Source organism: Cryobacterium inferilacus (assembly GCF_019599185.1).
GTDB classification, from domain to species: domain Bacteria; phylum Actinomycetota; class Actinomycetes; order Actinomycetales; family Microbacteriaceae; genus Cryobacterium; species Cryobacterium inferilacus.
Genome location: NZ_JAIEUL010000015.1, coordinates 23,365 through 36,681 on the forward strand (window position 1 = coordinate 23,365; position 13,317 = coordinate 36,681).

Genomic DNA, 13,317 nt, shown 5'->3' on the forward strand with positions numbered 1-13,317 from the left:
TCGACCAGCGGATGGGAACGACCGCGAGATCAAAGGTCTCGGCAGGCTCGACCAACGGGGGTCTCGACAAGCTCGACCAACGCATGCCACGAGTCGGAGTGCCGCGGAATGACGGGCATCGCGCGACACGCCCAACGCGACACGCCCGGGTTGCACAATGACCTAATCGTGTGGCAGACTCTTCTAGTTCAACACTTTCGGATCGCGCTGCTCGCGAGACCGGAATCACTACCAGGCAGTGCATAGCTCGCCCCTTGAGGGTCGGAGTTAGGCCGCGGGTAGCAGAACGAAGCTTAAATCAACTTCTCGGATGCCTGGGTAAAACCATGTCATCCGTCAGGCCCCGGCCTGGGGGAGTTGACTCGAGAAGGTCGGATCCCCGGCCGGATCGAAATTGACAGATGAACAGTGGTGCGATAGCAGCAGTGCTACTACGGCGTCCAATGCAGCCCTCGGGATGTAAGAAGCCTTGACAAGAAAGAGAGTTCGACATGGCGGGACAGAAGATCCGCATTCGACTTAAGTCGTATGACCACGAGGTCATCGACATCTCGGCGCGCAAGATCGTCGACACCGTGACCCGTGCGGGCGCGACCGTCGTCGGCCCCGTGCCGCTTCCGACCGAGAAGAACGTGGTGTGTGTCATCCGTTCCCCTCACAAGTACAAGGACAGCCGGGAGCACTTTGAAATGCGCACCCACAAGCGTCTGATCGACATCATTGACCCGACGCCGAAGGCCGTCGACTCGCTTATGCGTCTCGACCTCCCGGCCGACGTCAACATCGAGATCAAGCTCTAGGGGCCGGCGATGTCGTACGCAGATACCAAGACCACCAAGGGCCTCCTCGGCAAGAAGCTCGGCATGACTCAGGTATGGGACGAGAACAACAAGCTTGTTCCCGTTACCGTCATCGAGATCTCGCCGAACGTCGTCACCCAGATCCGCACGAAGGACATCGACGGTTACGCCGGCGTTCAGATTGCCTCTGGCGCCATCGACCCCCGCAAGGTGAACAAGCCGTCCGCAGGACACTTCGAGAAGGCCGGCGTCACGCCGCGCCGCCACGTTACCGAGCTCCGCACCGCGGATGCCGCTGACTACACCCTGGGCCAGGAGCTCACCGTTGACGGTGTCTTCACCGCCGGCACCAAGGTTGACGTCATGGGCACCTCCAAGGGCAAGGGCTTCGCCGGTGTTATGAAGCGTCACAACTTCAAGGGTGTTTCCGCTTCGCACGGTTCACACCGCAACCACCGCAAGCCCGGCTCCATCGGCGCCTCCTCGACCCCCAGCCGTGTCTTCAAGGGCATGCGCATGGCCGGTCGTATGGGTGGCGAGCGCGTAACCGTGCTGAACCTCAAGGTTCACGCGATCGACGCCGACAAGGGCCTCATCCTGGTCAAGGGTGCCGTTCCCGGCGCCAAGGGCCGCCTCGTATTCGTCCGCACCGCAGTGAAGGGAGCGTAGTTCTTATGGCTACCGCACTCGACCTCATCGACGCCACCGGCAAGAAGGCCGGCTCCGTCGAGCTGCCCGCCAAGATCTTCGACGTCCAGACCAACATCCCGCTGATTCACCAGGTCGTTGTCGCGCAGCTCGCTGCCGCTCGCCAGGGAACGCACAAGGTCAAGGGCCGCGGAGAAGTTTCCGGTGCCGGCCGCAAGCCGTTCAAGCAGAAGGGAACCGGTCGCGCTCGTCAGGGCTCGATCCGCGCCCCTCAGATGACCGGTGGTGGCATCGTCCACGGACCGACCCCGCGCAGCTACGACCAGCGCACCCCGAAGAAGATGATTGCCGCCGCGCTCAAGGGTTCACTCTCTGACCGCGCCCGTGGCGACCGCCTGCACGTGGTGACCGCGCTGTTCTCGGACGAGACGCCCAGCACCAAGGGCGCCATCTCGCTGCTCACCCAGATCGCCAGCAGCAAGCACGTGCTGGTCGTTCTCGAGCGCACCGACGAGCTGACCCTCCGCAGCATCCGCAACCTCCCGACGGTGCACGTGCTGTCGTGGGACCAGCTGAATGCCTATGACGTTCTCGTCTCTGACGACATCGTCTTCACCAAGGGCGCGTTTGACGCGTTCGTGGCGCACAAGACCAAGAAGGAAGAGGTGTCCGCATAATGGCTACCCCGATTCAAAAGGACCCCCGCGACGTCATCATCGCTCCGGTCGTCTCTGAGAAGAGCTACGGCCTGATCGACGAGGGCAAGTACACCTTCATCGTGGACCCGCGTTCGAACAAGACCGAAATCAAGCTGGCGATCGAGAAGATCTTCAAGGTTGAGGTTGCGTCGATCAACACCATGAACCGCATCGGCAAGACTCGCCGTACCAAGTTCGGCATGGGTAAGCGCAAGGACACCAAGCGTGCCATCGTCACGCTCAAGTCCGGTTCCATCGACATCTTCACGGCCGTCGGCTAAGCGGCCAGGACTAGAGGAATAAGAAATGGCTATTCGTAAGTACAAGCCCACGACCCCCGGTCGTCGCGGTTCATCTGTTGCGGACTTCGCAGAGATCACCCGTTCGACGCCCGAGAAGTCGCTGCTTCGTCCGCTGTCCAAGACCGGTGGTCGTAACAACCAGGGTCGCATCACGACGCGTCACATCGGTGGTGGCCACAAGCGCCAGTACCGCGTGATCGACTTCCGTCGTAACGACAAAGACGGTGTCAACGCCAAGGTCGCTCACATCGAGTACGACCCCAACCGCACGGCGCGCATCGCGCTGCTGCACTTCATGGACGGCTCCAAGCGCTACATCATCGCGCCGAACAAGCTGAACCAGGGCGACATCGTCGAGTCGGGTGCCGGTGCTGACATCAAGCCCGGCAACAACCTGCCGCTGAAGAACATCCCCACCGGTACCATCATTCACGCCATCGAGATCCGTCCGGGTGGTGGCGCCAAGCTGGCCCGCTCCGCCGGAGTGTCGGTTCGCCTGGTCGCGAAGGATGGCATCTACGCCCAGCTGCGCCTGCCGTCCGGAGAAATCCGTAACGTCGACGCCCGCTGCCGCGCCACGATCGGTGAGGTCGGCAACGCCGAGCAGTCGAACATCAACTGGGGCAAGGCCGGCCGGATGCGCTGGAAAGGCGTTCGCCCGACCGTTCGTGGTGTTGCCATGAACCCGGTCGACCACCCGCACGGTGGTGGTGAGGGTAAGACGTCCGGTGGACGTCACCCCGTCAGCCCCTGGGGCCAGAAGGAAGGGCGCACCCGCCACCCGAACAAGGAAAGCGACAAGCTCATTGTTCGTCGCCGTACCGTCGGCAAGAAGCGTAAGTAGGAGTAGACGATGCCAAGAAGTCTTAAGAAGGGCCCCTTCGTTGACGACCACCTGCTTCGCAAGGTTGTCAAGGCGAATGAAGCCTCAAGCAAGAACGTAATCAAGACCTGGTCGCGCCGTTCGATGATCATCCCCGACATGCTCGGGCACACCATCGCGGTTCACGACGGTCGCAAGCACATCCCGGTGTTCGTCACCGAGAGCATGGTTGGGCACAAACTCGGTGAGTTTGCTCCCACCCGCACCTTCCGTGGTCACGTGAAGGACGACAAGAAGGGTCGTCGCCGCTAACGCGGTGACGTGAAGGAGGAGAAATGGTGGAGTCGATCGCACGCGTGCGTCACATCCGCGTTACCGCCCAGAAGGCCCGTCGCGTTGTCAACCTGATTCGTGGCAAGCAGGCGCATGAAGCGCTGGGAATTCTCAAGTTCGCGCCGCAGGGCGCGTCCGACCCCGTGTACAAGCTGGTCGAATCGGCCATCGCGAACGCACGGGTCAAGGCCGATGCTGCGAACGAGTTCCTGGACGAACAGGATCTGTTCATCTCCCAGGCATTCGTCGACGAGGGCACGACGCTCAAGCGTTTCCAGGCCCGCGCACAGGGTCGCGCATTCCAGATCAAGAAGCGTACGAGCCACATCACTGTTGTGCTCGCCACTCCTGAGGAGGGTACGAAGTAATGGGTCAGAAAGTAAACCCGTATGGCTTCCGTCTGGGAATCACGACCGACCACGTGTCGCGTTGGTTCTCTGACAGCACGAAGCCGGGCCAGCGTTACAGCGACTTCGTCGCTGAAGACGTCAAGATCCGCCGCCTGTTGAGCACCAGCCTCGACCGCGCCGGCGTGTCCCGCATCGAGATCGAGCGCACCCGCGATCGTGTCCGTGTCGACATTCACACCGCCCGTCCGGGCATCGTGATCGGTCGTCGCGGCGCGGAAGCAGAGCGCATCCGGTCCGACCTTGAAAAGCTCACCGCCAAGCAGATCCAGCTGAACATCCTCGAGGTCAAGAACCCCGAGCAGGATGCACAGCTCGTCGCGCAGGGCATCGCAGAGCAGCTCTCCGCACGTGTGGCTTTCCGCCGCGCGATGCGTAAGGGCCTGCAGGGCGCCCAGCGCGCCGGCGCCAAGGGTGTTCGCATCCAGGTGTCCGGTCGTCTCGGTGGCGCTGAGATGAGCCGTTCGGAGTTCTACCGCGAAGGCCGTGTGCCGCTGCACACCCTGCGCGCGAACATCGACTACGGCTTCTACGAAGCCAAGACCACCTTCGGCCGTATCGGCGTGAAGGTCTGGATCTACAAGGGCGACATCACCAACAAGGAACTCGCTCGTGAGCAGGCCAACGCTAAGTCGTCCCGCCCCGAGCGTCGTGACGACCGTCCCCGCCGTGCACCTCGTGCAGAGGGCGCGGCTCCGGTTGCAGCAGGAGTTGAGGCTAAATAATGTTGATTCCCCGCAGAGTCAAGCACCGCAAGCAGCACCACCCGGGCCGTAGCGGCCACGCAACCGGTGGTACCACTGTTTCGTTCGGCGAGTATGGCATTCAGGCCCTTACCCCCGCGTACGTGACCAACCGTCAGATCGAGTCCGCTCGTATCGCCATGACGCGTCACATCAAGCGTGGCGGCAAGGTCTGGATCAACATCTACCCGGACCGCCCGCTGACCAAGAAGCCCGCCGAAACCCGCATGGGTTCCGGTAAGGGTTCGGTCGAGTGGTGGGTCGCGAACGTCAAGCCGGGCCGCGTGCTCTTCGAGCTTTCCGGTGTCTCTGACACCGTTGCTCGCGAAGCGCTCACCCGCGCAATTCACAAGCTGCCCCTCAAGGCACGCATCATCAAGCGCGAGGAGGGCGACGCATAATGGCGATCGGATCCAAGGAGCTCGCCTCAGTCGAGCTCGACACCTTTGAAAACGAACGACTGTTCGACGAGCTGAAGAAGGCCAAGGAAGAGCTGTTCAACCTGCGCTTCCAGTCGGCCACCGGTCAGCTCGAAAGCCACGGCCGCCTCCGCGCGGTCAAGCGGGACATCGCACGCATCTACACGGTTCTCCGTGAGCGCGAGCTGGGCATTCGTGCCACTCCCGTCGCAGTCGAGGCCCCGGCCAAGGCTGAGAAGAAGACGACCAAGAAGGCCAAGGCCAAGGACGCATCCACGGATGCTCCCGAGGCTGACGCCGTCGAGACGAAGGAGGCCTAATCATGGCGAAGACTGACGAAACGGTCGTTCCCGCCGAGGCTCTCGTGCGCGGCTACCGCAAGACGATGCGTGGCTACGTCACCAGCGACAAGATGGACAAGACCATCGTCGTTGAGGTCGAAGACCGCGTGAAGCACCCCCTGTACGGCAAGGTCATCCGCCGTACGTCCAAGCTGAAGGTTCACGACGAGGCGAACACCGCCGGCGTCGGCGACCTGGTCCTGATCAGTGAAACTCGTCCGCTGAGCGCTACCAAGCGCTTCCGCCTGGTCGAGATTCTCGAGAAGGCCAAGTAAGCCTCGCGGCTTACTTGATAGAAGGAGTTAGAAAGTGCTTCAGCAAGAATCACGACTCAAAGTTGCCGACAACACCGGTGCCAAGGTCCTGTTGACGATCCGTGTTCTCGGTGGCTCCGGCCGTCGTTACGCCGGACTGGGCGACGTCATCGTCGCCACCGTCAAGGACGCCATCCCGGGCGGCAACGTCAAGAAGGGTGACGTCGTCAAAGCCGTCATCGTTCGCGTCAAAAAGCAGACCCGTCGTCCAGACGGCTCGTACATCAAGTTCGATGAGAACGCCGCAGTGATCTTGAAGGCTGACGGAGACCCTCGCGGTACCCGTATCTTCGGACCGGTCGGTCGCGAACTCCGCGACAAGAAGTTCATGAAGATCATTTCGTTGGCACCGGAGGTTATCTAAATCATGGCCAGAATCAAGAAGGGTGACCTCGTAGAGGTCATCACCGGCCGCACCCAGGCTCGCGGCGGAGACCGTGGCAAGCAGGGGCGCGTGCTCGAGGTACAGGTTGAGAAGAACCGCGTACTCGTCGAGGGCATCAACTTCGTCAAGAAGCATGTCCGCGTCGGCCAGACCCAGCGGGGCTCCAAGACCGGCGGTATCGAGACTGTGGAAGCTTCGATTCACGCTTCCAACGTCGCGCTCGTCGACCCGGAGACCAAGAAGCCGACTCGCGTCGGTTTCCGCCTCGAAGAGGTAACGAAGGACGGCGTCACCAAGACGGTCCGCGTTCGTTACGCCAAGAAGTCAGGTAAGGACCTCTAATGACTGACACCACCACTGAGGCCACCAAGCCTGTCGTGCTGCCGCGTCTCAAGCAGAAGTACCGCGACGAGATCTCCCTGCAGCTCGCCAAGGACCTGGGCTTCACCAACGTCCACCAGGTACCCAACCTGACGAAGATCATCGTCAACATGGGTGTCGGCGAGGCAGCACGCGACGGCAAGATCATGGATGGCGCCGTCGCCGACCTCACCAAGATCACCGGCCAGAAGCCGCAGGTCACCAAGGCACGCAAGTCCATCGCGCAGTTCAAACTGCGTGAAGGACAGCCCATTGGCACGCACGTCACACTTCGTGGCGACCGCATGTGGGAGTTCCTCGACCGGTTGCTCAGCCTCGCCCTGCCCCGTATCCGCGACTTCCGCGGCCTCTCGGACCAGCAGTTCGACGGCGCCGGCAACTACACCTTCGGTCTCACGGAACAGGTTATGTTCCACGAGATCGACCAGGACCGGATCGACCGTGTTCGCGGTATGGACATCACCGTTGTGACGACCGCCAAGAACAACGACGAAGGCCGCGCGCTGCTCAAGGCGCTGGGCTTCCCGTTCAAGACGGCCGAGAACTCCAAGTAGATTTACCCTAGGGGGCCGAACAACCGTTCGGCCCCCTCCACCACCACAGGTCGTCATCCGTGTAACGGGTGAACGAAACCAGGCGAGAAAGGCACCACAAAATGACAATGACAGATCCGGTCGCAGATATGCTGACCAGACTGCGCAACGCTAACTCGGCGTACCACGACACAGTGTCGATGCCGCACAGCAAGCTCAAAGCGCACATCGCAGACATCCTCAAGGCACAGGGTTACATCTCTGCCTGGGATGTCAAGGATGCAGAGGTCGGAAAGACCCTCACGCTGAACCTCAAGTTCGGCCCCAACCGCGAGCGTTCCATCGTCGGCATCAAGCGGGTTTCCAAGCCCGGCCTGCGCGTGTACGCAAAGTCGACTGAGATCCCCACGGTTCTCGGCGGCCTCGGCGTTGCCATCCTGTCCACCTCCAGCGGTCTGCTCACCGACCGCCAGGCTGAGAAGAAGGGCGTAGGCGGAGAAGTTCTCGCCTACGTGTGGTAGCCGACAATGTCACGTATTGGAAGACTTCCGATCGAGATCCCCGCTGGGGTCACGGTCGAAGCTAACGGCCAGGCCGTTAGCGTCAAGGGTCCGAAGGGTGAGCTCGCGCTCACCGTCGCGAACCCCATCGAGGTTCAGGTCACCGATGGCCAGGTTCTGGTCACGCGTCCCGACGACGAGCGCAACTCGCGTTCGCTGCACGGACTGACCCGCACCCTGATCGCCAACCAGATCATCGGCGTCACCGTGGGTTACACCAAGGGACTCGAGATCGTCGGTACCGGTTACCGCGTCGCTCAGAAGGGCACCTCGGTTGAGTTCGCCCTGGGCTTCTCGCACCCGGTCGTCATCGAACCGCCGGTGGGTATCTCCCTGATCGTTGAGGGCGTCAACCGCCTCACGGTCAGCGGTATCGACAAGCAGGCGGTCGGCGAGGTCGCCGCCAACATCCGTAAGATTCGTAAGCCTGAGCCCTACAAGGGCAAGGGTGTGCGTTACGCCGGCGAGATTGTTCGCCGCAAGGCCGGAAAGAGTGGTAAGTAACCATGGGTCTCGGAACTAGAGGAAAAAGCAAGTCGGCTGCCCGCGGACGCAGGCACGCACGTCTTCGCAAGAAGATCGAGGGGACTGCGCTTCGTCCGCGTCTCGTCGTCACCCGTTCAGCTCGCCACGTATTCGTGCAGGTCGTTGACGACAGCAAGGGTTTCACCCTCGCGTCGGCGTCGACTCTCGAAACCGGTCTGCGCACCTTCGATGGTGACAAGACCGCCAAGGCGCACAAGGTTGGCGAACTCGTCGCAGAGCGCGCGAAGGCCGCCGGTATTGAAGCCGTCGTATTTGACCGTGGTGGCAGCAAGTACGCAGGACGCGTCGCAGCCATCGCCGAAGGAGCCCGAAAGGGAGGGTTGGACCTGTGAGCACTGAATCCAGTAGCACCGCAGCAGCGAAGGAAGCAGACGTCGTCACCGAGGTTCCGGTGGAAACCGCAGCTTCGACTACGCCGCCGCAGAACGAGCCTCGTGAGGCTCGTCGTGGAGGCCGTGAGCGCAGCCCGAACCGTGAGCGCGGAAGCCGTGACGCCGAGAAGAGCCAGTTCCTCGAGCGCGTCGTCACGATCAACCGTGTTTCCAAGGTGGTCAAGGGTGGTCGTCGCTTCAGCTTCACCGCTCTGGTCGTCGTCGGAGACGGCAACGGCCTGGTCGGCGTCGGATACGGCAAGGCCAAGGAAGTCCCGACAGCCATCAGCAAGGGCGTCGAGGAAGCGAAGAAGAACTTCTTCCGCGTTCCCCGCGTCGGCCTGACCATCCCGCACCCCGTGCAGGGTGAGGCAGCTGCCGGAGTCGTTCTTCTCCGTCCGGCCGCAGCAGGTACCGGTGTTATCGCCGGTGGCCCGGTGCGCGCCGTACTGGAATGCGCCGGCATCCACGACGTGCTGAGCAAGTCGCTCGGTTCGTCGAACACCATCAACATCGTGCACGCCACGGTGGAGGCCCTGAAGCAGCTCGAAGAGCCGCGTGCAGTTGCGGCTCGCCGTGGCCTTTCCTACGAAGACGTTGCTCCGGCACGTTTTCTGCGTGCCGACGCGGCTGCAGCAGCAGCCGCCGCAAGCGCGAAGGCAGGTGCCTAATGGCTCAGCTGAAGATTACGCAGATCAAGTCCAAAATTAGTGAGAAGCAGAACCAGCGCGACACTCTTCGCAGCCTGGGCCTGCGTCGCATTGGCGCCGTCACCATCCGCGAGGACAACTCGCAGAACCGTGGCTACGTCAACACCGTTGCTCACCTTGTGAAGGTCGAGGAGATTGACTAATGGCTGACGAGAAGGAAGCTACCACCAAGGCAGCAACCAAGCCCGCCGCTAAGAAGGCCGCCGCCCCCAAGGCGACGACCACGAAGGCTGCAGCAGCCAAGGCTCCGGCCAAGACTGTTGCCGCCAAGAAGGCCGCTACGCCGGTTGTTCCCACCGAGGTTCGTCCGCAGGTTCTGAAGGTGCACCACCTTCGTCCCGCGCCCGGATCGAAGAAGGACAAGCAGCGCGTTGGCCGTGGTGAAGGATCCAAGGGTAAGACCGCGGGTCGTGGAACCAAGGGCACGAAGGCGCGCTACACCGTGCGCATCGGCTTCGAGGGTGGGCAGATGCCTCTGCACATGCGTACCCCGAAGCTGCGCGGGTTCAAGAACCCGTTCCGCGTCGAGTACCAGGTTGTCAACCTGGAGCGCCTCGCCGAGCTGTACCCGACCGGCGGCGATGTAACCATCGCTTCGCTGGTCGCCAAGGGCGCAGTTCGCGACAACGAGAAGGTCAAGGTTCTCGGCAATGGTGACATTGCGGTTAAGCTGACTGTTGCAGTCGATAAGGTCTCCCGCTCAGCAGAGCAGAAGATCGTCGCAGCAGGTGGCTCGATCAAGTAGTAAGACCGTAGACGAGATCGAGCTTGTCGAGCCTGCTCAGCGACTAATGCGCTGATGCTGACTCGGCAAGCTCGTTCTTTGTTACTAACTGGAGGCCTTTTTTGTTTAGCGCCATTGCGCGGATATTCCGCACACCGGACCTTCGTAAGAAGATCGGGTTCACCCTGGGCATCGTCGCCCTGTTCCGACTGGGCTCGTTCATCCCCGCCCCGTTCGTGGACTTCGGCAACGTGCAAGCCTGTCTTGCAGCGAACCAGGGAACGAGGGGCCTCTACGAGCTCGTGAACCTGTTCAGCGGTGGCGCCCTGCTGCAGCTGTCCGTCTTCGCGCTGGGGATCATGCCGTACATCACGGCCTCCATCATCGTGCAGCTGCTGCGCGTGGTGATTCCCCACTTTGAAACCCTGTACAAGGAGGGTGCGGCCGGCCAGTCCAAGCTCACCCAGTACACCCGTTACCTCACCATCGCCCTCGGCATCCTGCAGTCGACGACCCTGATCACGGTGGCCCGCAGCGGCGCCCTGTTCGGCACGTCCGCCTCCTCCGAGTGCTCGCAGCTGCTCACCAACGACGCCTGGTACGCCATCATGCTGATGGTCATCACCATGACCGCCGGAACCGGCGTCATCATGTGGATGGGTGAGATGATCACCGAGCGCGGCATCGGCAACGGCATGTCGCTGCTGATCTTCACGTCCATCGCCTCGCTGTTCCCCGGCTCGCTGACCTCCATCCTGCAGACCCAGGGCCTCAACGTCTTCGTCATCGTGCTCGCGATCGGCCTCGTGGTCGTCGCGGGCGTGGTCTTCGTCGAACAGTCGCAGCGGCGCATCCCGGTGCAGTACGCCAAGCGCATGGTCGGCCGCCGCACCTACGGCGGCAACAACACGTACATCCCGATCAAGGTGAACATGGCCGGCGTTGTGCCCGTCATCTTCGCGTCATCGCTGCTGTACCTGCCGGCCCTGATCGCCCAGTTCAACCAGCCCGCCGCCGGCGAGACGCCGCAGGCCTGGGTCACCTGGGTCACCAACAACCTCACCCAGGGCAGCCACCCGCTCTACATGGCGTTCTACTTCCTGCTCATCGTGGGCTTCACCTACTTCTACGTCGCGATCACCTTCAACCCCGAAGAGGTCGCAGACAACATGAAGAAGTACGGCGGGTTCATCCCCGGCATCCGTGCCGGCCGGCCCACCGCCGAGTACCTCGACTACGTGCTCACCCGGGTGACGCTGCCCGGTGCGCTCTACCTCGGCCTCATCGCGCTCATCCCGCTGATCGCCTTCTCGGTGATCGGTGCCGACCAGAACTTCCCGTTCGGTGGCGCCAGCATCCTGATCATCGTCGGTGTCGGGCTCGAGACGGTCAAGCAGATCGACTCGCAGCTGCAGCAGCGGCACTACGAAGGGCTTCTCCGATGACCCGTCTTCTCGTGATCGGCCCGCCCGGCGCCGGCAAGGGCACCCAGGCCGTGCGTCTGGCCGAAGCCTTCGGCATCCCGGCGATCTCCACCGGCGACATCTTCCGTCACAACGTGAAGAACGAAACCGAGCTGGGCCTGCAGGTCAAGGAGTTTATCGAGGCCGGCAAGTACGTGCCGGACTCGCTCACCAACGCGATCGTCGCCGACCGGTTGCAAGAAGCGGATGCCGCGCAGGGCTTTCTGCTCGACGGCTACCCGCGCACGACCGAGCAGGTGCTCGAACTCGACCGTCTGCTCGACGCCGAGGGCACCTCGCTCGACGCCGTGGTGCAGATCGTCGCCGACACCGATGAGGTCGTCGCCCGGCTGCTCAAGCGGGCCGCCGAGCAGGGCCGCGCCGATGACACCGCCGAGGTCATCCGGCACCGCCTCGACGTCTACTCCGAGCAGACCGCTCCGCTGATCGATCTGTACGACCAGCGCGGCGTCGTCGTCACCGTCGACGGCCTCGGCGCCGTCGACCAGGTCACCGACCGCATCGTGGCGGCACTGGCCGAGCGCGGACTGCACGCGGTCGGTCCGACCGACGCCGTGGCGACATCCGCCTAGATTTGCTGTGATGGGGCGCCGGCCACGGTCGGCGCCCGCTTCACCCGGGCACCAGCGCATGCGCCGGTGCCCACAGTTGTTTCCCGTCTCACCCGGGTGCCGGAGCCTTCCGGCGCCGCTCTCGCACCATGAACTGAGTTTGCAGGTATGACCGTGGCCCTTCGCCGCTCCATCTACAAGACCCCGGCGCAGATGCGCCTCATGCTGGCCCCAGGCCTGGCGACCGCTGCGTCGCTGGTGGCGGCCCGCAACGCGATGCGGGCGGGCGTCACCACGCTCGACCTGGATGCGGCCGCTGAGGCGGCCATTGTGGCCCGCGGCGGCAAGCCCAACTTCAAGCTCGAGCAGGGCTACTTCCACACCGTGTGCGCCTCGGTGAACGACGACGTGGTTCACGGCATCCCGAACGCTCGGGTACTGGGCGCCGGCGACATCGTCTCTATCGACAGCGGCGCGATCATCGACGGCTGGAACGGCGACGCGGCGTTCACGTTCGTACTGCCCGACCCGTCCCGGCCCGAGCTCGTGGCCGAGCGTGAGGAGCTGTCGCGGGTGACCGAGCAGTCGCTCTGGCACGGTATCGCCCGGCTGGCGCAGGCCCGGCACCTCAACGAGGTGGGCGAGGCCATCGAGGACTACATCGAATCGCAGGGTTCGTACGGCATCCTCACCGACTACGTGGGCCACGGCATCGGCAAGTCCATGCACGAGGCCCCGCCGGTGTTCAACTACCGGGTGCGCCAGAAGGGCCCGGACGTGAAGCCCGGCCTGGTCGTGGCGATCGAGCCGATGGTGGTGCTCGGCGACATCGAGACCTATACCCGCGACGACGACTGGACCGTGGCCACCAGCGATGGCAAGGCCGCCGCGCACTGGGAGCACAGCGTGGCCGTGCACAAGGACGGCATCTGGGTGCTCACCGCCGAAGACGGCGGCGCCGCTGGCCTGGCCCAGTTCGGCATCACCCCGGTTCCCCTGGCCTAGCGACCTTCTGCGGTCATTCCCGCCTCGCTGGTCGAGCTTGTCGAGACCTGGTAAGCGTGTCTGTGTTCGTTCTGGTCTCGTTGGTCGAGCTTGTCGAGACCTGGTGACCGGTTCCTGAGTGCGTGGTCGTTTTGCGGGATCTCGACAGGCTCGATCAGCGGATGGGTCGCGGTGTTCTGGTCTGTCTCGTTGGTCGAGCTTGTCGAGACCTGGTGAGATTGTCTGTGTTCGTTCTGGTC

The 13,317-nt window shown here is 62.9% G+C and carries 24 protein-coding genes; 23 read left to right on the forward strand and 1 reads right to left on the reverse strand.

The window, feature by feature from the left end; genetic code table 11:
* The first annotated feature begins 491 nt into the window (after window positions 1-491).
* From rpsJ to map, 23 genes are all read left to right on the forward strand, one after another.
* A complete protein-coding gene (rpsJ, locus tag K2F54_RS13495) occupies window positions 492-800 on the forward strand; it encodes a 30S ribosomal protein S10 (RefSeq protein WP_035834607.1) in 309 nt (102 codons plus the stop codon).
* Window positions 801-809: 9 nt separating this feature from the next.
* Entirely contained in the window at window positions 810-1,469 is a 660-nt protein-coding gene (gene rplC / locus K2F54_RS13500; RefSeq protein ID WP_220606389.1) for a 50S ribosomal protein L3, read from the forward strand.
* Window positions 1,470-1,474: 5 nt separating this feature from the next.
* Window positions 1,475-2,125: a 50S ribosomal protein L4 gene (rplD, locus tag K2F54_RS13505; protein WP_220606390.1), complete on the forward strand. Its 651-nt coding sequence runs from the start codon at window positions 1,475-1,477 to the stop codon at window positions 2,123-2,125.
* Window positions 2,125-2,427, forward strand: coding sequence for a 50S ribosomal protein L23 (rplW, locus tag K2F54_RS13510; RefSeq protein WP_088457176.1), 303 nt, complete (start codon window positions 2,125-2,127; stop codon window positions 2,425-2,427). Before rplD ends, rplW begins: the two co-directional genes overlap by 1 nt.
* 25 nt (window positions 2,428-2,452) lie before the next feature.
* Window positions 2,453-3,292, forward strand: a complete 840-nt coding sequence (rplB, locus tag K2F54_RS13515; RefSeq protein ID WP_066597631.1) for a 50S ribosomal protein L2 — start codon at window positions 2,453-2,455, stop codon at window positions 3,290-3,292.
* 9 nt (window positions 3,293-3,301) lie between these two features.
* A complete protein-coding gene (gene rpsS / locus K2F54_RS13520; protein WP_066597628.1) occupies window positions 3,302-3,583 on the forward strand; it encodes a 30S ribosomal protein S19 in 282 nt (93 codons plus the stop codon).
* Window positions 3,584-3,606: 23 nt separating this feature from the next.
* Window positions 3,607-3,972, forward strand: a complete 366-nt coding sequence (rplV, locus tag K2F54_RS13525) for a 50S ribosomal protein L22 (protein WP_066597626.1) — start codon at window positions 3,607-3,609, stop codon at window positions 3,970-3,972.
* Window positions 3,972-4,736, forward strand: coding sequence for a 30S ribosomal protein S3 (gene rpsC, locus K2F54_RS13530; protein WP_066597624.1), 765 nt, complete (start codon window positions 3,972-3,974; stop codon window positions 4,734-4,736). Before rplV ends, rpsC begins: the two co-directional genes overlap by 1 nt.
* Window positions 4,736-5,155 carry a 50S ribosomal protein L16 gene (rplP, locus tag K2F54_RS13535; protein ID WP_134491778.1) on the forward strand — a complete coding sequence of 140 codons (420 nt, stop codon included), beginning with the start codon at window positions 4,736-4,738 and terminating at the stop codon, window positions 5,153-5,155. Before rpsC ends, rplP begins: the two co-directional genes overlap by 1 nt.
* A complete protein-coding gene (gene rpmC / locus K2F54_RS19455) occupies window positions 5,155-5,493 on the forward strand; it encodes a 50S ribosomal protein L29 (RefSeq protein WP_066597620.1) in 339 nt (112 codons plus the stop codon). Before rplP ends, rpmC begins: the two co-directional genes overlap by 1 nt.
* Before the next feature lie 2 nt (window positions 5,494-5,495).
* On the forward strand, window positions 5,496-5,789 hold the full coding sequence (rpsQ, locus tag K2F54_RS13545; RefSeq protein ID WP_088457175.1) for a 30S ribosomal protein S17: 294 nt from the start codon (window positions 5,496-5,498) through the stop codon (window positions 5,787-5,789).
* 34 nt (window positions 5,790-5,823) lie between these two features.
* Window positions 5,824-6,192, forward strand: a complete 369-nt coding sequence (gene rplN, locus K2F54_RS13550) for a 50S ribosomal protein L14 (RefSeq protein WP_066597616.1) — start codon at window positions 5,824-5,826, stop codon at window positions 6,190-6,192.
* 3 nt (window positions 6,193-6,195) lie between these two features.
* Window positions 6,196-6,555 (forward strand): 50S ribosomal protein L24, encoded by a 360-nt coding sequence (rplX, locus tag K2F54_RS13555; RefSeq protein ID WP_220606391.1) that lies wholly within the window; start codon window positions 6,196-6,198, stop codon window positions 6,553-6,555.
* Window positions 6,555-7,148 carry a 50S ribosomal protein L5 gene (gene rplE / locus K2F54_RS13560; RefSeq protein WP_220606392.1) on the forward strand — a complete coding sequence of 198 codons (594 nt, stop codon included), beginning with the start codon at window positions 6,555-6,557 and terminating at the stop codon, window positions 7,146-7,148. Before rplX ends, rplE begins: the two co-directional genes overlap by 1 nt.
* A 101-nt stretch (window positions 7,149-7,249) precedes the next feature.
* On the forward strand, window positions 7,250-7,648 hold the full coding sequence (gene rpsH / locus K2F54_RS13565; RefSeq protein WP_066597609.1) for a 30S ribosomal protein S8: 399 nt from the start codon (window positions 7,250-7,252) through the stop codon (window positions 7,646-7,648).
* A gap of 6 nt (window positions 7,649-7,654) precedes the next feature.
* The gene (rplF, locus tag K2F54_RS13570) at window positions 7,655-8,191 is read left to right on the forward strand and encodes a 50S ribosomal protein L6 (protein WP_220606393.1); all 537 of its coding nucleotides are present in this window, start codon (window positions 7,655-7,657) and stop codon (window positions 8,189-8,191) included.
* 2 nt (window positions 8,192-8,193) lie between these two features.
* Window positions 8,194-8,565, forward strand: a complete 372-nt coding sequence (gene rplR / locus K2F54_RS13575) for a 50S ribosomal protein L18 (protein WP_088457171.1) — start codon at window positions 8,194-8,196, stop codon at window positions 8,563-8,565.
* Window positions 8,562-9,275, forward strand: a complete 714-nt coding sequence (rpsE, locus tag K2F54_RS13580; protein ID WP_374107299.1) for a 30S ribosomal protein S5 — start codon at window positions 8,562-8,564, stop codon at window positions 9,273-9,275. Before rplR ends, rpsE begins: the two co-directional genes overlap by 4 nt.
* Window positions 9,275-9,457, forward strand: coding sequence for a 50S ribosomal protein L30 (rpmD, locus tag K2F54_RS13585; protein WP_066597599.1), 183 nt, complete (start codon window positions 9,275-9,277; stop codon window positions 9,455-9,457). Before rpsE ends, rpmD begins: the two co-directional genes overlap by 1 nt.
* Window positions 9,457-10,059: a 50S ribosomal protein L15 gene (gene rplO, locus K2F54_RS13590; protein WP_220606394.1), complete on the forward strand. Its 603-nt coding sequence runs from the start codon at window positions 9,457-9,459 to the stop codon at window positions 10,057-10,059. The genes rpmD and rplO overlap by 1 nt, the downstream gene beginning before the upstream one ends.
* A gap of 101 nt (window positions 10,060-10,160) precedes the next feature.
* A complete protein-coding gene (secY, locus tag K2F54_RS13595; protein ID WP_220606395.1) occupies window positions 10,161-11,483 on the forward strand; it encodes a preprotein translocase subunit SecY in 1,323 nt (440 codons plus the stop codon).
* The gene (locus K2F54_RS13600) at window positions 11,480-12,094 is read left to right on the forward strand and encodes an adenylate kinase (RefSeq protein WP_220606396.1); all 615 of its coding nucleotides are present in this window, start codon (window positions 11,480-11,482) and stop codon (window positions 12,092-12,094) included. The genes secY and K2F54_RS13600 overlap by 4 nt, the downstream gene beginning before the upstream one ends.
* 147 nt (window positions 12,095-12,241) lie before the next feature.
* Window positions 12,242-13,078, forward strand: coding sequence for a type I methionyl aminopeptidase (map, locus tag K2F54_RS13605; protein WP_255577106.1), 837 nt, complete (start codon window positions 12,242-12,244; stop codon window positions 13,076-13,078).
* On the opposite strand, the gene K2F54_RS13610 is transcribed toward map, so the two are convergent.
* Window positions 13,075-13,317, reverse strand: a 243-nt coding sequence (locus K2F54_RS13610) for a hypothetical protein (protein WP_220606397.1), incomplete at its 5' end; no start/stop codon positions are given. The genes map and K2F54_RS13610 overlap by 4 nt on opposite strands.